Origin of the sequence: Comamonas testosteroni TK102 (assembly GCF_000739375.1) — a bacterium.
GTDB classification, from domain to species: domain Bacteria; phylum Pseudomonadota; class Gammaproteobacteria; order Burkholderiales; family Burkholderiaceae_C; genus Comamonas; species Comamonas brasiliensis.
This window is the reverse complement of record NZ_CP006704.1, coordinates 2,686,048-2,708,036: the sequence shown is the minus strand read 5'-3', so window position 1 is coordinate 2,708,036 and position 21,989 is coordinate 2,686,048. Positions and strand designations below refer to the sequence as shown.

The window sequence follows — 21,989 nt, the reverse complement described above, 5'->3', positions numbered from 1 at the left end:
TTGCCTCCCGGTAAGCTCCCTTCGCCTTGGCCGCGTGAGCGTGGCAAGAATATCCATCAGAGCAGGACTGAGACAGCGTCATAGGGCTCCAGCCCCTTGTCGCGAAGGACTCGGCGTGCGCTGGTCGGTTGACCGCTGCGTGCCGCTCTCGATGATCGAGCAGACAAAGGCTGCAAAGCCTGCCGATGGCCAGCAACAGCGAGGCCATGCAGTCGGGGGCGATCTGCATGGCGATTGCGTTGCGGACGGTTGCCGACGGCGGCTGCCTGCTACTTAGACGAAAGCGTAGGCCGTGACCTTGTTGCCCGCCGGATCGCGCAGATAGGCGGCATAAGCACCGGGCAGGTGGCCGCGCGGGCCGGGCTTGCCTTCGTCGGCGCCGCCGGCGGCCAGGCCCGCGGCATGGAACGCATCGACCTCGGCCGGGCTGGCCGCTGCGAAGCCGATGGTTGCGCCATTGCTCGAAGGCGCCTCGCCATTGCCGGGGCGAGCGATGATGAACGCGGGCTTGTCACGACCATACAGAACCCAGCCGCTGCCGAACGGCCCGAGGTTCTTGATGCCGAGCGCGCCCAGGGCGGCGTCGTAGAAAGCGGTGGATTGTGCGACGTCGGCAGCACCGATGAATACGTGCGAGAAAACGTCGTTGCCGGAGATAACGGGATTAGCCATGAGAGTCACCTTTCAGGTTTCAATTGAGAATCGGGGATGGCCGATGAGCCGGACGGTGCATCGTGCCGCCCCCACTCCTTACAGGCAGCCACGGTCATGCCAACCGGGCCGCATGATGCGCGAAATGATTCGCCAGAAAGCTGGCGATGAAGTAATAGCTGTGGTCGTAACCCGGCCGCAGATTCAGCGTGAGCGGATGGCCCACGGCCTCGCAGGCCGCTTGCAGCAATTCCGGCCGTAGCTGGCCCGCGAGGAACTCGTCGGCCTCGCCTTGATCCACAAGCAGCGGCAGACGCTCCTGCGCGGCCCCAATCAATTCCACGGCGTCCCACTCCTTCCATGCGGCCCGGCCTGCCCCCAGGTAGGCGCCCAGGGCTTTTTCGCCCCAAGGCACTTGCGAGGGCGCCACGATGGGCGAGAACGCCGAAACGCTGCGATACCGCCCAGGATGGCGCAGCGCCGTCACCAGTGCACCGTGGCCGCCCATCGAATGGCCGAAGATGCCACGCGCATCGCTGGCGGGGAATTCCTTTTCGACCAAGGCGGGCAACTCCTCGGCGATGTAATCCTGCATGCGGTAATGCGCGGCCCAGGGCTGCTGCGTGGCGTTGACGTAGAAGCCCGCACCCTGGCCCAGGTCGTAGGCGGCATCGTCCGCGACATCGGTGCCGCGCGGACTGGTGTCGGGCGAAACGACGATCAAGCCATGCCGTGCGGCATGCTCCTGCGCACCGGCCTTGGTGATGAAATTCTGCTCGGTGCAAGTCAGGCCCGAGAGCCAGTAGAGCACCGGGCGCGCCTCACCGCGCAGCGCGGCTTCGGGCAGATAGATGCCGAACTTCGCTTCGCCACCCAGCGTTGCCGAAGCGTGCTTCCACACTTCCTGCCGGCCGCCGAAGCTGGCGTGTTGTTCGATCCGTTCCATCGCCGTGGGCTCAGTAGCGAATCACCGTGCGGATCGACTTGCCCTCGTGCATCAGATCGAAAGCCTCGTTGATGCCGGTCAGCGGCATGGTGTGAGTAACGAAGGGCGCCAGCTGGATCTTGCCGATCATCGCGTCTTCGACCATGCCGGGCAGCTGCGAGCGGCCCTTGACGCCGCCGAAGGCCGTGCCGAGCCACTTGCGGCCGGTCACCAACTGGAAGGGACGCGTGGAGATTTCCTGGCCCGCGCCGGCCACGCCGATGATCACGCTCTGGCCCCAGCCGCGGTGCGCGCACTCCAGTGCGGCGCGCATCACGTTGACGTTGCCAATGCACTCGAAGCTGTGATCCACGCCCCAGCCGGTCATCTCCACAATCACCTGCTGGATGGGCTTGTCGAAGTCCTTGGGGTTGACGCAGTCGGTGGCGCCGAAGGTGCGGGCCAGGTCGAACTTGCCAGGGTTGGTGTCGACGGCGATGATGCGTCCGGCCTTGGCCAGCTTGGCGCCCTGGATCACGGCCAGGCCGATGCCGCCCAGGCCGAACACGGCGACGGTGTCGCCTTCCTGCACCTTGGCAGTGTTCTTGACAGCCCCCAGGCCGGTGGTCACGCCGCAGCCCAGCAGGCAGACCTGCTCGGGGTTGGCGTCAGGGCTGATCTTGGCCAGCGAGACCTCGGCCACCACGGTGTATTCGCTGAAGGTGGAGCAGCCCATGTAGTGGTAGATGGGCTGGCCGTTGTAGGAGAAGCGCGTGGTGCCGTCGGGCATGACGCCCTTGCCCTGGGTGGCGCGCACCGAGACACAGAGGTTGGTCTTGCCGCTCTTGCAGAACAGGCATTCGCCGCATTCGGCGGTGTAGAGCGGGATCACGTGGTCGCCGGGCTTGACGCTGGTCACGCCTTCACCGACCTCGACCACGACGCCGGCGCCTTCATGGCCCAGCACGGCGGGAAACAGGCCCTCGGGGTCATCGCCGCTCAGGGTAAAGGCATCGGTGTGGCATACGCCGGTGTGGGTGATCTTCACCAGCACTTCGCCCCTCTGGGGCGGAGCGACGTCGATCTCGACGATTTGCAGGGGTTTGCCGGCTTCAAAGGCAACAGCAGCACGGGATTTCATGGCGCGGACTCTCTAGATATGCGCACGGTCGTTACCGTGCGTTGCGGATTTACATCGAATAGGTGCGGACGAGATCCTTATCTCGCAACGCCTATGGCGATTCAGGCAGCCGTTGTCTGCTCGTCCGTACCGCGATGCGAATAGGTTTCGGAAAAACGCCAGAGCATGTAGTCGATGCACGTCGTGGTTTCGTACTTGAGCGGATTGCTCTCGTCAAAACAGCCAGGCAGGCAATCAATAACAGTGTTCGGGTTGGGCTCGGCGAAGAACGGAATGGAATAGCGATCCTTGCCCTCCGGGCTGACTACCCGATGAGGAGTGGATTTGTAGCGATCGTTGCTCCAACGGGCCATCATGTCGCCGATGTTGACGACGAATGTCCCAGGAATGAACGGCGCATCCAGCCACTCACCTTCCAGATTGCGCACTTGCAGACCGCCGACCGGATCCTGGTAGAGCAATGTGACGCACCCATAGTCGGTATGCTCGCCCGCACCTTTGCTTGCGTTGGCAGCGCCTTCTCGTGGCGGATAGTGAATCATGCGCAAGGCGCTGATGGGCTCGGCAAACCGCTTCGCAAAAAAATCCTCGTCCGTGCCAAGCGCAATCGCAATGGCTTTCAAGAGCGTGAGGCCCAGATCGTGCATATCCTGATAGTGCTGCTCCCATAATTCCTGCCAGCCCGGTAGGTCGGGATGGCGGTTGGGGCCACGCAACGGCTTACCGGCCACAACGTCCGGATGATCAGCCGGCAGGTGGAAACTCATGTCAAAGGTTTCCTTGTGATCGCCCGGCTGGCTCGGATCCAACTGCTCGGCAGCAATAGCGCCGTACCCTGTATGGCTGACGCTCTTGGTGATATCAATCTTGAGCTTCTCCTCCAAGGGCAGCTTGAAGAAACTCTGGCCGGCGGCCAACAATTCCTCGATGCGCGATTCAGCGATGGGGTGGCCCTTAATGTAGAAAAATCCCCAAGTGCAGCACGCTTCGTCGATCTGATCTGCAACCCTTTTCCAGGCTGCCCGGTCATTCTGATAGAGCGGGCTGATATCAATGATTGGCAATGTTTCCATGATGAAGTCTCACTGTTTTAGGCGATATTGCGAAAAGTGTCCGTAGCTGGCCGGGGGCCCAATATCACGCGTATGTTTTTTCCATCATGGCGGCCATGTGCTCGCCCACGGTACGAGAGGCTGCGGGCAAGGATTCGTCAGCAGGCAACCCGTCTGGAGGTGTGATGCGGTAGAAAAAATTGGGATCGAAGAACGTTGGAACCGAATAACGGTGCAGCTCGGGATTGAGGTTGAGGACGCGGTGCATGTTGGAGCGATAGATCCCGCGGGTGAGCACCGGCACCATGTCGCCCAGGTTGATGATGAAGGTGTTAGGGATATGGGGCGCACGAATCCATTCGCCGTCCGCATTGCGCACCTCTAGGCCACCGACGTCATCCTGCAGGAGCATGGTGATCATGCCCCAGTCGGTATGGGCTCCTGCACCGATCTGGTTGCCATCGCCAACGCGGGGCTGCGGCGGATAGTGCAGCAACCGGTTAGTGATCATTGGCCGTTCAACTCCTTCAGCGAAGTAGTTTTCAGGCAGCTCCAGCGAAAGAGCCAACATGCCCAGCAGATGCTTGCCCAAGCCGGTCATCGCCTGAATATACGCCTCTACTTGCACCCGCATCTCCGGATAGCTTTTTGGCCATTGATTGAGGCTGTCATACGCACCATTGGTTACATAGGACTGGCTGCTATCGACGCTGGCATAGAAGCCTTCCTTGATGTCTGGCTTCGATCCTTCGTCCAGAGTCTGCAAAGCCATGGGCTCATATCCGCGCATTGTTGGCGAGTGGCTCAACGCAATTTCATCCTTCTCGCTCTGGGGAAGGCTGAAGAAACGACGTGCACATTCAATTTGTGCTTGAAGCATGCCTTCAGGGATGCCGTGGTTCTTGATATAGAAGAAACCTATGTCTCGACAGGCCTTGTGAATTTCCCACGCAACAGCACGCTTGGCTTCAGCATTATTGGAAAAGGTGTCGGCCAGGTCGATAACGGGAACAAACTTGGCTGCAGCGGGGGGCTATAGATGATCATTTCAAACACCGGTCAAAGGAATTTCACACTTGCCCGAACCTCGCCTTGGCAAGCAGGGATGGGCCCTTGTTGCATAACATGATGTAAATATAGGCGTGGGAGGCCGGATTGAGGAGCGTCCGGCGGGAACATCATGTTCCAGATTTGGAACGGAAGGCGGTTCCGTGTGTGATCCTGTTCATCGCTGGCGCGGTGTCGTTTTATGGCAGAGTTCCCTTTGCCGCCGTAGTTCTAGCTTGTCGCTGTAACCGCCGTTCTCGCGCCCGTCCGCCTCCCCCCGAACGCCCGCAACCTTGCATGATCTTCGTTCCAACAAGATCAACGGTTACAGCGGCGTATGTCGTGCACGCGCCTTCTCCCGGCAGTCTAGTGGGCATGGGCCACACCCATCAGCGATGCCACTGCAGCAAGCATCTGCTCACGCGAGCCCATCAAGCATTAGTAGGTTAGGCCCGGCTTAGCGTCGAACCAGCCATTGGTTTGTTCGCAACTGGTGCGCGCCTTCTCCGAAGTGACGGAGATGTTTCTACTGACCCCACTCAATTTTCGTCAGTCGCAATTGTGAACTTAAAAAATCCTAAGCGACAGATCTGAAGTTCAAGCGTTCATTGATGCTTGCGCACCAAAAACCAGCAAATTCGCTTGCTCCTGCACCACAACAGGGAGGGGTGAAAGAAATGGCACGCCAGTGGTGCGTTCCATATTTTCACCGGAGGTTTGAGGCTACTTATCTATCCACTTCGAGGAGGTGAGAAATACAGTCCTTCCAGGGCGCGCTCCAAATCAACTCTCTACCAAAGCTTGGACTCTGCGAGGAGTTCAATCAAGAATCACCCACCCTGGAGGTCAAATGAAGTTCAATTCGTTAGTAGGAACTGTTGGAATGGCGGTTGCCATGTCGGCCACGTCAGCAATGTCTGCCGACTGGAGCACAAGTAATTTTGAGTATCGCCGAGGCAGCAGCTATAACGACAACGGATCTACAGGCGGCCCGAAGTTTTCAAAAGATATATTGCAATTCGAGAACGTAAGTGGATTTGGCTGGGGTCGCTCCTACTACTTTCTTTCGATGGCAAAATCAGACAGCAAAGACGCCGGGTATAGTGAGTTGTATAGCGAGGGGAGTGTATACCTCAGTCTTTCCAAGGCCTTGAAAAAAGATTTTTCATTTGGCTTCATCAAGGATGCCAATCTTAACGCGGGCTACAACTTCGGTAGCAAAAACAGCGCTTTTGGTTCGAATCCGAAAGTGCTTACGTATGGACTCGGAGTTGAACTCGACGTGCCGAAGTTCTCTTACTTCAACGTCGACATTGCTGCCTTTAGAGATGTCGGAACATACAGTGGCTTCGGTGGAGGCAAGTTGTGCGGTAGGAACTCAACCACATATCAGATCACGCCGTATTGGAGCGCTCCCATTCGCATGGGGGACTTTCGATTCGTCTTTGATGGTTACATGGATATCATTGGGGCTCATGGAAGCTGTAGCCAGCAAGTCCTGACGCAGATTCAGCTGAAATTGGACGTTGGAAACTTCTGGGGAAAGCCCGACAGTGTATACATGGGAATCGAATATCAATACTGGAAGAATAAATTTGGTAATAGCGCCAATACCGAAAGAGTTCCTCAGTTTGTGATTAACTGGACGCTGTAACTGGGGGCATTCATGTAGCGTTAATAAGATTTTTGAGATTGATGCCGAAGACCTAAGCATCTCGCGATGCTTGATATCTGCTACAGAAAGACGATTCAAAGTGGGGCTAAGGCATCATTTCTTATATAAAATTGAGACGCCACGCTGCAATTTGACATGCCATGACACCCTTCCAGGGCGCACCGTCGCGGCGAGTTGCTGCCCCAAGCGCTGCTCGATCATCGGCTTCCACGGCACCAGGCTAAACTCCCCTGTCATCGTTGAGCATCGCGCAGCGCCGGCTGGCGAGCTTGGCGCTGTGATGGTAGATGCCCGCTACACGCTGCCCGTCGGCTATTGGGGGTTGCTCCAAGCCGGCTTCAGTGGCAATGTCCTTGGCGGCCTGCCCCTGTTCTTTAAGGAAGTCGGCGGGCGGCTGCATAGCCTGCCTTGGCGTCACCACCAGAGCTAGGTCGCCCAATCCGCGGCCACCGCCGATTAGTTGCTGGTCAAGCTAGGTGGCGCCGGTGACACTGGCCTGCAACTCGATGGGTCGGTGCAATTTCAGTTACATCGCTACGCCACCCAGGCGTTGGACGTCGTACTGGCGGCTACGCTCGGCCAGGTACTTACCTGAAAAAGTTGTACCTGAACCACCACGGAACGCACTACTAGCCCAGCGCATCCGTAGCCGTTCAATTGATTGACGACTCTCGTTGCCGCCCAATTTCCCATGACACGCCACCGCCGCGCACCGTCGCGGCAATCTGCTGCCCCAGCCGCTGTTCGATCACCGGCCGCCACGGCACCAGACTGAATCCCATGCCGTCATCAAGCATTGCGTAGCGTCCGCTGGCAAGCATGACGGAGCGCCGGTAGATGCCGGCCACACGCTGCCCGTCGGCCACGGGGCGATGCTCCAGGCCGGTATCAGCGGCAATGTCCTTCGCGGCCTGCGCCAGTTCCCGGTTGCGCAGCGTGCCCAGCAGGTTGCGCGCCAGGATCACGCGCTGACCGCGCCGCTCCGCCAGTCCCTGTTCGGCCAGGAAGTCGGCGCGCTGCTGCATGGCCTGCTTCGCATCGCCGCCAAAGCCCAGGTCGCCCAGCCCTCGGCCGCCGCCGATCAATTGCTGGTCAAGCCAGGTTGCGCCGATGACGCGGGCCTGCCGCTCGATGGGCAAGTGCGATTTCAGTTCCACGGCAATGCCGCCCAGCCGCTGCGCGTCGTACTGGCGGCCACGCTCGGCCAGTTCGTCCGGCACCTTCCATAGCCCTTCGGCCACGCGCTCCACGATGCCGGCTCGGCGCAAGGCTTCCAGCCGCCGGACATGGGCGGCGACAACCTCCTGCGGGTCACGTCCGGGCTTGGCCCGGCCCTGTTCGATGGCCAGGTGATGATCGGTGCGGTACAGGCCATCGCTCGCCAGCGCGACGATGTTCTTATCGGCGGCGCGCACGTCGGCCGAACCCTTCACTTCCACCACCGCGCCCTTGGGATAGTTCGCCAACTCGTCGCGGGCGTTCAGCGTGACGTAGTGCGCCTTGCCATCCGTGCCGTCGATGACCAGATAGCCCCGGTCGTGCAACTCTTCGGCCAGCCCCTTCGCGGCGACGCGGCCGATGACGGTACGGCCATCGTCGCCCGGCTCGAACACCGCCAGTTCGCGCGGCTGGCCGCTCATGGCCCGCTGCATGGTGCGGATGATGTCGCCGCGTTCGCCCAGGGCGCGCAAGGTCTTCTCGGCATCGGCATGGACGGCCCAGGTGCCGGGCTGCACTTCGTCGGCCAGGCCCAGGCGCTGCAAGCGTTGCAGGCGGCCGATCAGCAGCAGGCGTTGGCGCTGCAAGCGGGGTTCGTTGAACCGTTCGACATGCACCCGGCCATCCTCGCCGGCCTCGCGTTGCAAGGTGCGATCCAGACTCGTCCATCGCTCCTGCTCCACCTCGCGCCCCAAGGTCTGCTGGATCTCCAGTTCGGTACGCGGCCCCAGCCATTCCGTTGCCAGTTCGGCAGCCCGATGGCGGAAACCGTGGGCGATGTAGTCGCCCGCGATGATGAGGTCTTTGCCGGTGTCATCGCGCCCGCGCACGATCAGGTGGGTGTGCGGGTTGTCGGTGTTCCAGTGATCGACCGCCACCCAATCCAGCCGCGTGCCCAGGTCGGCTTCCATGCGGTTCATCAAATGCCGGGTGTAGCCGCGCAGGTCGTCCAGTTCCACGCCGTCTTCCGGGGAAACGATGAAGCGGAAATGGTGCCGGTCGTCGGCGCAGCGTTCCTTGAAGCCGTCCAGGTCGGCTTCATCAGCCTGCGGCCCGTAGGCCCGGCCCGGTTCGCCATCGCGGCCCGCGCCGTCGCGCTCAACATAGCGCAGGTGCTTGGCGAGCGATTGCGGACTGGCCCGCTGGTGATTGACCAGCAGCGTCTTGATGGTCACGCGCCGCGACATGGGCGTTAGCTTCGCCCCGGCGAAGCGCGCCGCCGTATGGCCGCGTCCCAGGCGCGAGCCGGGCCGCTGGCCGGTGCCTGCCGCCCCAGGACGGCGCACCGCCGACTTGCCGCTGCTGGCTTTGCCGGCCTGCTTGAGCACCTTGGAAACGAAGCTCTGCCCCTGGCCCTTGCCCCGGTTCTTCGGGGCGCTGGGGCGCACGCGGAAATCGTCATCGCGGCGGTCAGTCATCGCCGTTCTCCCTGCAAGCTCTGGCGTGCCCGGTCGTGCGAAGCACGCGGGCATGCCTGCATTGGCGCGGGCCTCGCGCCCCACGCGGCACGGCGGCGAAGCCGCTCCGTGCCGCGCCACCCCCATGTGCAGACAGGCTTTCGACGCGGCCCGGTGCCGCGTCCTTTTGTCTTGCCTTCCGCCTTTGCCTTCCGCTGTCGCTCCAGGCACCGTCGGCCCGGCGGCGCTGCTGCGTGAGCAGCCAGCGCGCCGGCGAACGCGCGAATCGACGCGATGAAGGCCGCAGGTCGGGCGCGTTCGAGGCAAGACGCCTGCACGTTGGACGGCCGCGCCGAAGGCAGCGCGACGTGCGGTGCCCAATTCGCAGGATTGGCACCGGCACGGCAGGCGCGACGACACGGCAACAGCAGCGAGAACGACATGCCCGATGGCACGCCGGAGCGCAGCGAATCGGCGACCATCACGGGCGTGTCTCCAGCCAGACCGGGTGCGCAACGCCGATCACAGCGGATGCGCTGACCGGGCCGAAATAGCGGCTGTCGAACGATGCCGGATTCGTCACGCTCAACAGGAACAGTTCGCCCGGTTCAAGGCGGCGGCAAAGCTGCAAGGACGGCAGCGCCCGGCCCAGCCGGTCGGCGGGCAGCACGGCGGCCGAAGGCACGCCGTCGATGCGTACCTGACCGGCGACGATGCAGACGTGTTGTGGCGCGACCGCGCCCACACGTTTGAGCAGCGGCACGCGCACCGGCAGGTAGCCGCGCTGCGCAGCGAGCGCGGCGGCCGTGGCCGGAAGCGGCACCAGCACGATGCTGTCCACGGACAAAGGACGTGGCAGCGAGGCGGTGCGCGGGTCGAACGGGTCGATGCGATACCAGCCGACCGCCACGCTGTCGGACGGGTTGTAGGTCAGACGCGGCAGCGGCGACACGAAGGCCGCCCAGGCCAGCGCAGCGAAGCCGATGGCGGCCAGTGTCGCCAGCACGATGCGAGCGCGCAGGCGTGAGCGAGGACGCGGCGGTACGGCGGGCGCGTTGGCCGTGGTGGTCGGGGCCGTCATGGCAGCACCTTCCCGGCCAGCCAGGCGGTATGCCGCTCGGCGGTGTATTCGGGCAGCGCAAGGCGAGCCGCAAGACGGTTGCCCAGCGTGCGCCAGTACGCGGGCGACACGTCGATGGCGGCGATGCCCAGCGCCTCGATGCCGTCGATGCGCTCCAGCACGGCGCGCACGTTGGCATCGCCTCCGGCGTGCAGTAGCAGGCGCGCGCCCGGCTGCACACCGGGGATGCGCTGTGCGGCGTCCAGCGGTGTGCAAGCCTGCATCACCATGAGCTGCCAGCGGATCGTGCCGTAGTCGTTGGCCTGCCAGCGGATGCGGCAGAGCATCGCGCCCGGCAGGAACACCGCGCAGCGCCGCCAGCGGTCGAGCTGGAGCGTGCGCACCGGTTCGCCGAAGCGCAGGTAGAGCTTGAAGCGATGTTCGAGGTAGGCCAGCGAAACGCGCGTCAGCGGCACGTTGCCGGCCTGTCCGGCGAGTGCCGAAAGCGCAGGCAACGGCGCAGCCGGTGCCGCGTTCGCGGCAGGCAAAGCGGATGCGGTCATGGTGTGTTCTCCCTGCGGTGCTCGGGAAACTCCCGCTCCAGCAGGCCTCGCAGCAAGTCGGCCACGGTCACGCCTTGCGTGAAGGCCGACACCTTGATGCGCGCCCGCATGGCGGGCGTAATGTCGAGGGTCAGGCGCGCGGTGTAGAGGTCGCCTTTGCCCAGCGCATCAGCATCGCCCTGGCGAATCCACGCCTCGGCGTGCGGATTCGCGGGCGGACGTGCGCCGATGCCGACGCGCTTGCCCGTGCGTTTGCTGTTGGGTGGCTGCTTCGCTGTCATGTCGGCCACCGCAGCAGTTCGTCCACCAGGGCGGTGATTTCGCGGGCAGCGGCACTGTCGGGCGCTGTCTCGCGTGCGAGCCGGCCAGCGGCCACGCTGTCGGCGAAGACGATGCGCTGATGCACCTCCGAACGCAGCGCGGGCAGCGGCTGTTCGGCCAGCGATTGCCGCGCCTCGCGGCCGATGATGGTGGCGCTGACGCGCCGGTTGATGACGAAGGCCGCGCGCAGCGCAGGCCGGAACACCTGCGCCTCGCGGATCAGCGAAACCATTTCCGAGCTGGCCCAAAGGTCGTAGGGGCTGGGCTGCACCGGGATCAGCACGCGCTCGGCCGCCAGCAGCGCGGAGCGCGCCAGGGCGGCGATGCGCGGCGGCCCGTCGATGACGACATGATCGGCGCGGCGGGCCAGCTCCGGCGCTTCCTGATGCAGCGTTTCGCGGGCGAGGCCCACGGCGCTGAACAGCCGTGGCAAGCCTTGCTGGCTTCTGCGCTGCGTCCAGTCCAGCGAGGAACCCTGCGGGTCAGCATCGAGCAGGACGACATGCTGGCCGCGAAGCGCCAGTTCACCCGCGATGTGCGTGGCGAGCGTCGTCTTGCCGACACCGCCTTTCTGGTTGAGCAGAGCGAGGATCATGGCGCGGCCCTCCCTGCTGGAAAGCCGGGCTTTGCCTGCCGTGCAAAACGCGGTTCGCCGTGCCGTTGGGTGGTTGTCCACCGAAACGGCGCGCTTCTACTAAAAGTTATGTATTTCTTGTTAGGTAAGTTAGAGGGGCCGCAAACCCGCGCCGTTATTGGCTTTCCGGCGTTTTCGTACTCCTGATAGCACGATAGGCGTACTCCTGATAGCACGATACCCGGTACTCCTGATAGCACGAGGCTATTCACAAGTTTTCCCGCAGTTATCCCCGTGCCGTGTGCAGCACGGGCCGGAACGTCAGCAGCTCCGTTCCGTCGTCCGGCATCCGCTCGATGCCCAGGACGTAGCCGGGCAACGACTGCCGCGCCACCAGGGCGCGCAGGTCGTAGGCGAAATCGGAGAAGCGCGCCGCGCTGCCCGATTTGCGGTGCAGGTGCCGGAAGTCGAATTGCCAGCCGTCCGGCTGCTTGCCGCCGTGCTTGCGCACCAGGCGGTACAGCCAGCGTTCGATGCCGCCCTTCAAGCGGAAATACGCCGGGTCGATGGTCAGCACCAAGGCGGCGTCGAGCACGCCCGCATAGAACCAGTCCGGCAGGATCAGTTCGATGCCCAGCGGCACGCCGCTGGCATCGGCCAGTTCCTTCCACTCGTTGATCCACGAGAAACGATGCAGTCGCCTTCCCGTGGTTTCGCGGATGGACGTGGCCACCGTGGTCGATTGCAGCCGGTCGAGCGCGGCTTTCAGCCGCAGGTAGTCGTTCAAGGACGTGCCGCGCCCGATGAATCGCAGGATTTCGTAGGGCGTGGCGCATATCCAGCGCGACGGGCGCAAGCCCGCGTCGCGCGCCTCCACGATCTGCGAGGCGGCCCAAATCAGCAGGTCGGCATCCCATATCGTTGCGATGCCGTGCTCCTGCGTACCCTCCACGCGAATGGTGATGCCGCCGGCGCGGAAGTCGATCGGCGCGGTACGCCGCGACTTCGCCAGCGAGAAGAACGGAAAGGCCATCAAGTCCTGGCTGTCGCGGGGTGCCATGTCGCCCGGCAGAGCGCGGAACAGCTCGAGCTGTTCGCGCTGCGGCAAGGCTTGCCCTGGCGGGCTGGACATGGCGACGGCCACCCACGCGCCAGCGATCAGCGACCATCACGATAATCGCCCGCGTGGCGTTCGGCGTATTCCGGGTCGGAAGTCGCTTCGTAGCTGCGCTGGTCGGCCCAGGCGTCGAGGTCGGACACCGCGTACATGACGCGGCGGCCGAACTTGCGGAACTTCGGGCCGCCGCCGATCACGCGCTGTTTCTCCAGCGTGCGCGGCGACAGGCGCAGGTATTCGGCGGCTTCGTCGTTGGTCAGGTAGCGTTGGGGCTGCGCAGGCGCAGCGACAGCAGCGGCGGCAGGCCGCAAGGGAGCGGGTCGCATGGGATGTACCTCCATCAAGCCCGGCCACACCACGCGGCCGGATAGAGGCACTTTCGAGAAAGCGAGGCTGCTTGCTAAGGGACGATCTGCGGGGGACGCGAAACGTCCCCCCCTACTGCAACGGCGGCGGAAGCTGCGCCAGGCGGCGATAGCCGCCGCGCATCAGCGCCTCGCCACGGCGTACCAGCCGCCGCACGCGGGCACGCAAGGCGCTGTCCTTGTGCCAATCGGCCGCGACCGCATCCGCGCCAAACAACCCTTCGGCGACTTCGCGCAAGGACGCGCCCGCCAGGGTCGCGTCGAGCGCCTGCAAGGTGTGCAGCTCCAGCACCGCGGCTGTCGTGGGCCGGGAACGGGCCGCCGCCGCAGGCGCGGCAACCGTTGCCACGGCCAAGGCGTCCAGCTCGGCCGCAAGCGTGCGATAGCGCGCGCAGGGCGTGGCGCAGGCGCGGGTGGCGTAGAGGTAGGCCATGCCGTCTTCCAGGCTCGGCGCAAGCGCGAGCCGCAGGCAGCAGCCGGGCCAGTGCGACACCAGCACCAGGCGCTTGCCGTCGTGGATCAGTTGCTTGCGGCCAGGGACACGCCAGAACTCGAAGGCATGAGCTTTGGGCGGCGGGTCGGCATCGGGGTAGAGCTGCACCACGGCATCGTGATCGGGGAACCAGGCCGGATGCGCGTCACGCGCATCCAGGGCCGGATCTTCCAGCAGGCGCAGGCCCCACTCCTGCGCTGCGTCCGGCCGGCGACGACGGCGTAGCCAGTCGAGCCGATAGCCGGGATTTCGGCGTAAGTATTCCCAGGCCAGCGCAGGGCCATCAAGGTGCAGGACATAGAGATAAGCCGCTGTCGGATACCAGTGTTCGGCGCTGCGATCAGTCATGGCGAAACCTCCCAGTGTTCGGGGTGCGTCGCCACGATTTCCGCGATGCGGGAGCTATCGAAATGCCATCAGGTCATCATCAAAAACGGTTAAGCTGTAACTATCGGTGTCAAGACCGTTTGGCTCCTGCGCGTTGCGGAAATCGTCTGAATGCGACGGCTGCGCCACCCGGAAATGGTGCGCGGCACCGGATACCGTGGCGCAGACCGCGCAAAAGATCATGACTGTTTGCAGCAGGGTCGCACCGCTTCGGTGCAAAGATGCCGATCCAGACCGTGCAGGTCTTGGGTAAGACTGAAATAGTCACAATGCGCCCCGGCTGGCCGGGCTGCGCTGGCCTTCATCAGTCCGTGATCGCGCCGTTCTCCTGCGCCAGCCGGACGTACTCCGACAGCGGGCGCAGCGCCTGGAAATAGCGATCCCGTCGCACCGGCAGCTTGCGCGGGCCGGCGATGCCGGCCAGGTCGGAGAGCTTGACCGTCCCTAGCGCAGGCATGCCGATGCCGAGGTCGATCAGGCCATAGGCGGTATCGCCATCCGCAGGGTCGAGCGACACCAGCAGCCAGGTCACATGCGCGTCCGGGGTGAACAGCCGCACCACGGGCAGCGGGTCGAGGCGCTGGCCAGCGGCAAGCGCCGCGCCGTGGGCCAGCAGCCGGGCGCGTTCGTCGGTGGTGACAAGTGGCAAGGTCATGGCAGGAACCTCCACGAAACCGAGGATGCGCGGATGCGCTTCTGCGTCGAAGCACGGAACCGCCGAACCGTCTTCGTGCTTTCGTGGGGAAGCACGGATGCGCAAGCCATCGCATCCGTAGAAGCACGCAAGCGCAGAAGCGGAATTGTAGGAAGCCGGAAAGACACGGATGCGATTCCCCGGTTCTGTCGGAACCCGTAGATACGGATTTCCGTAAAAGCACGGAACAGCGTTTTTTCGTCAATGAGTTAAAGATAACGTGGTTTTAATTGTCCTTCGATTCGACGCTTCTGTCTATGCAGAAGCGATCCGTTCAGCTAGGCCGACCGGCCGGCGTTACCACCTTCGATGCCGAACTGGCGCAAGCCTTCGGCGCGGCGGTGCGCGCGCTACGGATGGAACGGGGGATTGCGCAGGAATCGCTGGCGTACCAGGCTGGCATCGAGCGTTCGCACATGGGTAAGGTCGAGCGTGGCGAACACATGCCCACGCTCGCAATCATCTTCAAGATCGCGCGCGCACTCGATTGCAGTACGGCGGTGCTGATGGCTGCAACGGAAAGCCAGGTCGCGGCATCCGAGCCATAGCCGCAAGCGGAGCGCGCAGCGCCGCTAGGCGCGAAGGCGTGAGCACCTGTCTTAAAAGTCAAGACAGCGCATCGTGATAATATCGAATTTCGTTATCGTTATTCGATATGAAAGAAAAACCAACACCCCGCGCCATGGAGCACCACGACCTGCTGTCGGGGCTGATCCGCCTGCACGTGCTGCACCACGCGGCCGAGCAGGAGATCTATGGGCAGTGGATGATCGACGAACTGGCCCACCACGGCTATCGCCTCTCCCCAGGAACGCTGTACCCGATGCTGCACAAGATGGAGCGCGACGGCTACCTCGTCTCCCGCCAGGAGCGTGAAGGGCGCACCGTGCGCAAGCTCTACACGATCACGCCCAAGGGCATGGAAGGCTTGGCGCTGGCCAAGGAACGCATCTGGGAGTTCACCGGGGAGGCAATGCACAAATGACAGATTCCACCAACACCTTGCAGCATGAGGCCGCAGCCGCGCGCGGCTCACCCGTCGAAGTCTTTGGCGCCTTCCTCAAGCTGGGGCTGACCTCCTTCGGCGGGCCGATCGCGCACCTGGGCTATTTCCGCTCGGAGTTTGTCGAGCGCCGCCACTGGCTGGATGACCGCAGCTACTCCGATCTGGTCGCCCTGTGCCAATTCCTGCCGGGCCCAGCCAGCAGCCAGGTAGGCATGGCGCTGGGGCTGGGCCGCGCGGGCTGGCTGGGCCTGCTGGCGGCCTGGGCGGGATTCACCTTGCCGTCGGCGATTGCGCTGATCCTGTTCGCCTTCGGCATCGCGGAGTACCAGGGGCTGGCCCAGTCGGGCTGGGTGCATGGGCTCAAGGTGGTAGCCGTGGCCATCGTGGCGCAAGCTGTCTGGGGAATGGCCAAGTCACTGTGCCCGGATCGGCCGCGTGCTGCCCTAGCCATTCTGGCGGCGCTGCTGACCATGATCCTGCCCTCGGCTGCAGGCCAGCTTGCCGCCATTGCAATGACAGGACTGTTGGGCTGGTGGACATTGAAGATCGCGCAACCCGGCGGCGGCCGAGCCCACAGTTACCCCGTCTCGCGCAAGCTGGGCATCGTGGCACTGCTGCTGTTCGCCGCACCGCTCGTCGGGCTACCCCTATGGGCGGCAGCCACGGGCTCATCCACGATCGCGCTGCTAGAAGGCGTGTACCGCTCCGGCGCACTGGTCTTTGGTGGCGGGCACGTCGTGCTGCCGCTGCTGCAAGCCGCCGTGGTGCCCAGCGGCATCGTGAGCAACGCCGACTTCCTAGCCGGCTACGGTGCGGCGCAGGCCGTGCCGGGGCCGCTGTTCACGTTCTCGGCCTATCTCGGCGCCGTCGCACAGGGGCCGCTGCATGGCTGGATCGGTGGTCTGGCACTGCTGGGCACCATCTTCCTGCCGGCCTTCTTCGTGCTGGTCGGTGCGCTGCCGTTCTGGGAAGGACTGCGCCACCGCGCGGGCATCCAGACGGCCATGGCGGGCATCAATGCCGGCGTGGTCGGCATCCTGGTGTCCGCGCTGTACGACCCGGTGTGGACGAGCGCTATCCACGGCAAGGCGGATTTCGGGCTGGCACTGCTCTCGTTCGGGCTGCTGACGGTGGGACGTGTGCCGCCAGCGCTCGTGGTGCTGCTGGCCGGGCTCGCGGGCTGGGTCATGGCGATGGGTATCTGAAGCCCAGGCGCCAGGACATAGGGACACCGCCACCATCTAGAAAGTCATGCCGGTGCAAGCGGCTCATTCCATGGCTGCCCGGTTTTGACCATGGCGTTCATGATGACCAACAGCTTGCGCATGCATGCCACGATAGCCACTTTCTTCGGCTTGCCAGCCGCCAGCAGGCGCTCATAGCACTGCCGTATCACGGCGTTGTAGCGCATGGCGACGATGGCGGCCATGTACAACGCACTCCTGACCGTGGCCCGTCCGCCGCAAATGATGCGTTTGCCGCGCGCCTGGCCCGAGTCCCGGTTCATCGGTGCGACCCCCACCAGCGCGCAGATCTGCTTGGCCTTGAGTTGGCCTAGCTCCGGCAGCTCGGAAATCAGCGTCGCAGCCGTCGCCGGGCCAACGCCCTTGACGCTCTTGAGCAAGGCGGCCAGATTGGATTGGTGCTGGGCCAGGTGTTCCGCAATCTTCCGATCCAGCGTCTCAAGCTGAGTCGAGAGCATATCCATCAGTTCCGCAATATCCTGCACCACCTCCGCGTGCGCCATGTGTTTGCGTTGGCGCTCGCTGACCAGCAAGCGCACCAACTGTCGACGCCGAAGTACCAACGCATGCAGATACTGCTGCGCTTGGTCTGGCATTGGCTTGATGAAGCGATCTCGATCAGGCCGCAGATTCAGCACCTGGGCCAATTCCGCCAGCATCCTGGCATCCACGCTGTCGGTCTTGACCAATCGCCCCATGGCCTTGGCGAAGTCCCGGGCTTGCCGAGGGTTGATGACGACGACGGCAAACCCCGCAGCCTGGAGCGCGCAGGCACAGGCCAGTTGGTACTGCCCGGTCGCTTCCATCACGATCAGCGAGACCTGATGGCTCTTCAGCACCTCGATCAACGCTTGATGCCCGGCGCCATCGTTGCTGAATATTGCCGTGGACTGCTCGTGCCCAATGGCTACATCCATGGTCTTCTTGGAGATGTCGATTCCGACTGCGACTTGATTGGCCATGATCCCTGCGTCCCTTCCTTGCAAATGCGAACGGCGTTCACGCAACTGTTCGGGCTTTCAGAGATCGGGCGCAAGCATGCGCCCAGGACTCACGCACGGGCTCGAGAGGCACCGAGGGATGACGGGCTACATGCTGCGGCCAACCCCGAACCCTGACAGGTCCGGGCGTGACGGCACTGCCGAACACGCACTTCAAAGATACAAGGGATTGAAGCCGAATGGACATGACGCCATTGGCGGCATGGGGCGCAGCCCGAAAGCCCGGCGGCGCAACGCGCCGACACGCCATGCTGTTCCCGCTGCCATGGGCTTCGAGCCATTGGCCATCACCGATGCGATGCCGGGCATGGGGCGATCGCCGGAACCCTGTGCGTGCGATGCTGCGATCGGCAGCATCGCGCCCCGCCGCACTGGGCGGGGTGCGGTTGGCGGCCGTCAGGCTGCCTTGGGCTTGCTGCGCGACCAGATCAGGTCATGTGTGCCGTTCTCGCCTTCGATCAGACGGGCATAGACCGTCGCCGGGAATGAAGGATCGTCGATGGCCACCGACAGGTAATCCCGCCCGGCCTCGCTGGTTTTCTTCCACGCCGCGCCGAAGTCGTGGCCGGCCGCTTGCAGGCGGAAGTCCGGGGCGCTTTCGTTCTCGCCCTTATCGTTGGGAACGAGCTTGACCTTGACGTTGAGGGTCAGGGTGCGGAGCTGGCCGGTGAAGCCGTCTTTCTCTGCGGTGAAGGTGCCGATGTTTGCCATGATGATTTCTCCTTTCGGGTTGAACAAGGTCGCGCCAGTGCGTCCTTGTTGTGATCCGCCCGGCGGGGGATGGGCTGGCCGCACCGCGCAGCGGTCGCAACAACGTGGAGAACCTGAAAGCGAAAAGAATTTGTCCCGCGAGGAATGCGCGCAGCGCAGGGGAAATTGTTTTCGCTGGAAGGTTGCGGCCATGAAGCCCAGCCACCGCCAGGATTCACAACAACACAAGGACGTACTGGCCGCCCACTCCCGAATGGAGACATGGCCGACTCGGCATCCCCGCGTAACGGCTTCACCGGCCTGCGCCCTGACACGGGCAAGGACAACACCCGGCGACAAGGGCGCAAGCGCCCCTGACGTAGCAGGCGGCCTCTTGCGTGAGGCGTGGCCTGGAAGCTCCATTGCAGGGCCGGGCGGCGTGTCGGTGAACCGTCCTTCGTGACGTACAGGCGACGAACTTCCAGCGTCGAGGACGGCACACTTTCGCGCAACCTGCGGCAGCAAGCCGGGGCGTAGCCCCACAAGCCCCGCCTATTGCGGCGGGGCGCGTTCGGAATGTCGTCGGCGCTGTGCGCCGACGCACCTATGGGCTTCGAGGGTTTCCCGCGCACAAGGCCACTTGTGCGCCGCCCCTTCGCAGCCTGCCCGAAGGCGGCGAAGGGGCGTTCTGGCTTCGGGCCTTGAAACCGGGTGCGGCCACCGCCGCGCCCGGATTTTGACCATCGGCACCAGGGCGGTACGGCCTGGGGCTGATGCTGATGGAACAGCAAAGCGCCCCGGCCGGAACCGGGGCGCCCGGTGGTGGTGAAGATCAGGCGGCAAGCGCGTGGACCTGCTGCTCGTCGTCGTTGTCGGTGGCTTCCGGTTCGTCATCCGTCACGGCCTGCGGCGCATCCTGCGCCGTGGTGTCGTCGGTGCCTTCGGTCTTGAAGATGGCAGGCATCCAGCCGGTGCCATCCGCCAGCCGTGTGACGTGCGCCGGGGCGTACTGCTCCACGGCTTCCAGAATCGCGGCCTTCGGCACATGCCGGAAATAACCCTCATTGGTGGGCTTCCACCATGCTGCCATGTCCAGCCCCACGGCCTGCGCCAGTTCCGCGCCCGGTTGCTGCTGCGTGGTGCGGGGTGTCACCACGTCCACCGTGACGGCCACGCATACCGCCAGCAGGCGCACCAGTTCATCTTGCGACTTCGCCAGCAGCACGGCGAACAGTTCGGCGCTGTCCTCCGGCAAGCCTTCGCCTGCTACCTGCTGCAACTCGCGCAACGCCAAGGCGGCGGGCGAATCCGGTATGTCCGGGGCGATGCCTTCCAGCCGGTCTTGCACTTTCAGGCTTACGCCCAGCGGCAAGTCGTGGCCGTAGTGGCTGCCCTGCAAGACGGTCTGCACCATGCCATGCACCAGCGCGGCCAGCGACACTTGCGGATGCCGGGCGACTTCGATTTGCAGCGCGGCGGTGCGATGGGCGCTCAACCGCTGCGCCAGCTTGTCGGACATGGCGGCGGTCTTGGGCTGCCCTTCGCTGTCTCCGTCCTCGCCTTCGTCGTCGTTCCCGGCTTCGCTTTCGCTGCCGAAACCCTGCCGCAAGCGTTCCAGCGTGCGCAGCGCCTTGGCTTCGGCTTCGCGCATCAGCCCGCGATGAATCACGGCTTCGCCGCTGCGGTCGATGGTGACGATGGCACCGGCTGCGGCCTTCGCGGTCGCGCTGTAGTCCTTCAATCCATCTTCCAGCGCCTGCAATTGTTGGCCCACGGCTTCGCCTTCTTCCTGCAAGGCATCGGCCTTTTCCTCGTCCTCGGCATCCAGCGCGTCATCCACGGCGGCGGCCAGTTCGTGCATCTTGGTTTGCAGCTTCTCGATGCGCTGCGCTTCGCGCTTGTTCGGTTCGCGGCGTTCCCTCGGCGCACGCTGGAAGGCGTGCAGGTCGGCGTGGGTCACGGCGGGGGTGGCATCCACCCGCGCCCAGCCTTCGGCCTTCACCTCGGCAGCGATGCCCGCCAGCTTGTCTTGCGCCAGCCGTTCCAGCAGCGTGGCATCGGTCAGATACACGCCCGCATCACTTTCCGCGAACAGGTCGCGGCGGATGCCGCCGCCTGCGGCTTCGTAGGTGTCCAGCCCCACGAAACGCACCAGCGGATGCCGGTATGCGTCAATCTCGCGCTCGGTGAGGCGGTCGCGCAATTGCGAGGGGTTGCGCTGCCACGTCGGCGCGTCGTAGAACGCGGTTTCCTGCGCGGCGTGGTCGTCGGTGATGGCAAGGGCCATCAACTGATCGAGCGTCACGGCTTCGGCGCGGTACTCGGCCAGCAGGCGGGGTGACACGTTCGCCAGCTTCAAGCGGCGCTGCAACACCAGCGGGGACACGCTGAAATCTGCCGCTATGTCCTCGATGGGTCGGCCTTCGGCCACCAGCGCGGCGAATGCCTCGAACTGGTCGGCGGGGTGCATGGCTTCGCGCTGCACGTTCTCGGTGAGGCTGGCCGTGCGGGCGGTGCCATCGGCCACCAGCAGGCAAGGCACTTCCCATTCCTTGCTGATGCGGCGCTTCTTCGCCAGCAGCTTCAACGCGGCCAGCCTGCGGCCACCGGCCACGACTTCGTAATGCTCGCCATCGGCGGCAGCAATGACGATGAGGTTTTGCAGCAGGCCGACACGCTGGATAGATGCGGCCAGTTCGGGGATGGACATGCGCGGGGTCTTGCGCACGTTGGGGCCAGCAGGACGCGACACCAGACGCGACAGCGGAACCAAAATCAGGTTCTTGGTCGGGTCGGCCACTTCCAGCGGCACGGCGGTTTCGATGGCATGGATTTCGGTTTTCAGAACGGCGCTCATGGTCTTTCTCCTAACGAAAAGGGTTTGCTGTTCAAGCCGCACACCGAATTCCTAGATTCGGAGCCCAGCCTTTCGGCTGTTCTGTGCGGTTGGCACGAAGAACCCGGTTGGCCCTGTTGCCACCGTCTTTCCTGAGTTCATCGCCCGCGGCCAAAGGAGCGCGCGGACGGGGGCCGTCAAGGAAACAAGCGCGGGGTTGGTGCGGCCCGCAGGCGCAGCCGAGGACACGGCCCTGCGCGCCTTGACGGCACACGGGAGCGGGCTACGGTCGCGGACAAGGTGATGAAGTCAGGGGAGACGGCTGGACATGGCAACGGCCGTCCCTGTGTGCCGAACCGCACGCAAGCGAAGCGCGCAGGCACGGATCGAGGAATCCGGGCCGAAGGCGTCAGCCGAGCGGAGCGAGGGAACGATGGAAGCCCGCCAGGGGCGAGACTCGCGCAGCGAGGCCCGATGCGAAGCACGACAGCGCGACCGGCCATGTTTCTTGGCCGGGGACGCTCATGCCATC

The 21,989-nt window shown here is 64.0% G+C and carries 22 protein-coding genes; 4 read left to right on the top strand and 18 right to left on the bottom strand.

Going from position 1 to position 21,989, the window contains the following annotated elements; translation table 11 throughout:
- Positions 1–273: 273 nt before the first annotated feature.
- From O987_RS12270 to O987_RS12250, 5 genes are all read right to left on the bottom strand, one after another.
- Entirely contained in the window at positions 274–672 is a 399-nt protein-coding gene (locus O987_RS12270) for a VOC family protein (protein WP_043372488.1), read from the bottom strand.
- Positions 673–766: 94 nt separating this feature from the next.
- Positions 767–1,597 carry an S-formylglutathione hydrolase gene (gene fghA / locus O987_RS12265; protein ID WP_043372485.1) on the bottom strand — a complete coding sequence of 277 codons (831 nt, stop codon included), beginning with the start codon at positions 1,595–1,597 and terminating at the stop codon, positions 767–769.
- 10 nt (positions 1,598–1,607) lie between these two features.
- Positions 1,608–2,717, bottom strand: a complete 1,110-nt coding sequence (locus tag O987_RS12260) for an S-(hydroxymethyl)glutathione dehydrogenase/class III alcohol dehydrogenase (RefSeq protein ID WP_043372482.1) — start codon at positions 2,715–2,717, stop codon at positions 1,608–1,610.
- A 101-nt stretch (positions 2,718–2,818) separates the two neighbouring features.
- On the bottom strand, positions 2,819–3,790 hold the full coding sequence (locus tag O987_RS12255; protein ID WP_034046937.1) for a 2-oxoglutarate and iron-dependent oxygenase domain-containing protein: 972 nt from the start codon (positions 3,788–3,790) through the stop codon (positions 2,819–2,821).
- A gap of 64 nt (positions 3,791–3,854) precedes the next feature.
- On the bottom strand, positions 3,855–4,772 hold the full coding sequence (locus tag O987_RS12250) for an isopenicillin N synthase family dioxygenase (protein ID WP_051962173.1): 918 nt from the start codon (positions 4,770–4,772) through the stop codon (positions 3,855–3,857).
- An 894-nt stretch (positions 4,773–5,666) separates the two neighbouring features.
- On the opposite strand from O987_RS12250, the gene O987_RS12245 reads away from it, so the two are divergent.
- Positions 5,667–6,470: an outer membrane protein OmpK gene (locus O987_RS12245; protein ID WP_080731513.1), complete on the top strand. Its 804-nt coding sequence runs from the start codon at positions 5,667–5,669 to the stop codon at positions 6,468–6,470.
- 114 nt (positions 6,471–6,584) lie between these two features.
- On the opposite strand, the gene O987_RS29835 is transcribed toward O987_RS12245, so the two are convergent.
- The 10 genes from O987_RS29835 to O987_RS12195 form a co-directional block, all read right to left on the bottom strand.
- Positions 6,585–6,692, bottom strand: coding sequence for a hypothetical protein (locus O987_RS29835; RefSeq protein ID WP_419177860.1), 108 nt, complete (start codon positions 6,690–6,692; stop codon positions 6,585–6,587).
- Between the two features lie 452 nt (positions 6,693–7,144).
- A complete protein-coding gene (locus tag O987_RS12235; protein WP_043372471.1) occupies positions 7,145–9,127 on the bottom strand; it encodes a relaxase/mobilization nuclease domain-containing protein in 1,983 nt (660 codons plus the stop codon).
- 460 nt (positions 9,128–9,587) lie between these two features.
- Positions 9,588–10,187: a S26 family signal peptidase gene (locus tag O987_RS12230; protein WP_043372468.1), complete on the bottom strand. Its 600-nt coding sequence runs from the start codon at positions 10,185–10,187 to the stop codon at positions 9,588–9,590.
- Positions 10,184–10,729 carry a DUF2840 domain-containing protein gene (locus O987_RS12225; RefSeq protein WP_043372466.1) on the bottom strand — a complete coding sequence of 182 codons (546 nt, stop codon included), beginning with the start codon at positions 10,727–10,729 and terminating at the stop codon, positions 10,184–10,186. The genes O987_RS12230 and O987_RS12225 overlap by 4 nt, the downstream gene beginning before the upstream one ends.
- Positions 10,726–11,010: a hypothetical protein gene (locus O987_RS12220; RefSeq protein WP_043376397.1), complete on the bottom strand. Its 285-nt coding sequence runs from the start codon at positions 11,008–11,010 to the stop codon at positions 10,726–10,728. The genes O987_RS12225 and O987_RS12220 overlap by 4 nt, the downstream gene beginning before the upstream one ends.
- A complete protein-coding gene (gene parA, locus O987_RS12215; RefSeq protein ID WP_043372464.1) occupies positions 11,007–11,645 on the bottom strand; it encodes a ParA family partition ATPase in 639 nt (212 codons plus the stop codon). Before parA ends, O987_RS12220 begins: the two co-directional genes overlap by 4 nt.
- Before the next feature lie 265 nt (positions 11,646–11,910).
- Positions 11,911–12,768, bottom strand: coding sequence for a replication initiator protein A (locus O987_RS12210; RefSeq protein ID WP_419177857.1), 858 nt, complete (start codon positions 12,766–12,768; stop codon positions 11,911–11,913).
- 14 nt (positions 12,769–12,782) lie between these two features.
- Positions 12,783–13,067 (bottom strand): helix-turn-helix transcriptional regulator, encoded by a 285-nt coding sequence (locus tag O987_RS12205; protein WP_004883058.1) that lies wholly within the window; start codon positions 13,065–13,067, stop codon positions 12,783–12,785.
- A gap of 112 nt (positions 13,068–13,179) precedes the next feature.
- Positions 13,180–13,947 (bottom strand): DUF2285 domain-containing protein, encoded by a 768-nt coding sequence (locus O987_RS12200; RefSeq protein ID WP_043372459.1) that lies wholly within the window; start codon positions 13,945–13,947, stop codon positions 13,180–13,182.
- A 343-nt stretch (positions 13,948–14,290) separates the two neighbouring features.
- Positions 14,291–14,641, bottom strand: coding sequence for a DUF2958 domain-containing protein (locus O987_RS12195; RefSeq protein WP_043372458.1), 351 nt, complete (start codon positions 14,639–14,641; stop codon positions 14,291–14,293).
- 296 nt (positions 14,642–14,937) lie between these two features.
- Between O987_RS12195 and O987_RS12190 the strand changes: the two genes are divergently transcribed.
- From O987_RS12190 to chrA, 3 genes are all read left to right on the top strand, one after another.
- Positions 14,938–15,228 (top strand): helix-turn-helix domain-containing protein, encoded by a 291-nt coding sequence (locus O987_RS12190; protein WP_043376396.1) that lies wholly within the window; start codon positions 14,938–14,940, stop codon positions 15,226–15,228.
- Between the two features lie 134 nt (positions 15,229–15,362).
- Complete coding sequence (locus O987_RS12185; RefSeq protein ID WP_043372456.1) at positions 15,363–15,665, top strand: PadR family transcriptional regulator; 303 nt, start codon at positions 15,363–15,365, stop codon at positions 15,663–15,665.
- The gene (chrA, locus tag O987_RS12180; protein ID WP_043372455.1) at positions 15,662–16,891 is read left to right on the top strand and encodes a chromate efflux transporter; all 1,230 of its coding nucleotides are present in this window, start codon (positions 15,662–15,664) and stop codon (positions 16,889–16,891) included. Before O987_RS12185 ends, chrA begins: the two co-directional genes overlap by 4 nt.
- Positions 16,892–16,935: 44 nt before the next feature.
- On the opposite strand, the gene O987_RS12175 is transcribed toward chrA, so the two are convergent.
- The 3 genes from O987_RS12175 to O987_RS12165 form a co-directional block, all read right to left on the bottom strand.
- Complete coding sequence (locus tag O987_RS12175; RefSeq protein WP_043372453.1) at positions 16,936–17,892, bottom strand: IS110 family transposase; 957 nt, start codon at positions 17,890–17,892, stop codon at positions 16,936–16,938.
- Between the two features lie 435 nt (positions 17,893–18,327).
- Complete coding sequence (locus tag O987_RS12170; RefSeq protein WP_034019509.1) at positions 18,328–18,642, bottom strand: DUF736 domain-containing protein; 315 nt, start codon at positions 18,640–18,642, stop codon at positions 18,328–18,330.
- 811 nt (positions 18,643–19,453) lie between these two features.
- Positions 19,454–21,478, bottom strand: a complete 2,025-nt coding sequence (locus O987_RS12165; protein ID WP_043372449.1) for a ParB/RepB/Spo0J family partition protein — start codon at positions 21,476–21,478, stop codon at positions 19,454–19,456.
- Positions 21,479–21,989: the final 511 nt, after the last annotated feature.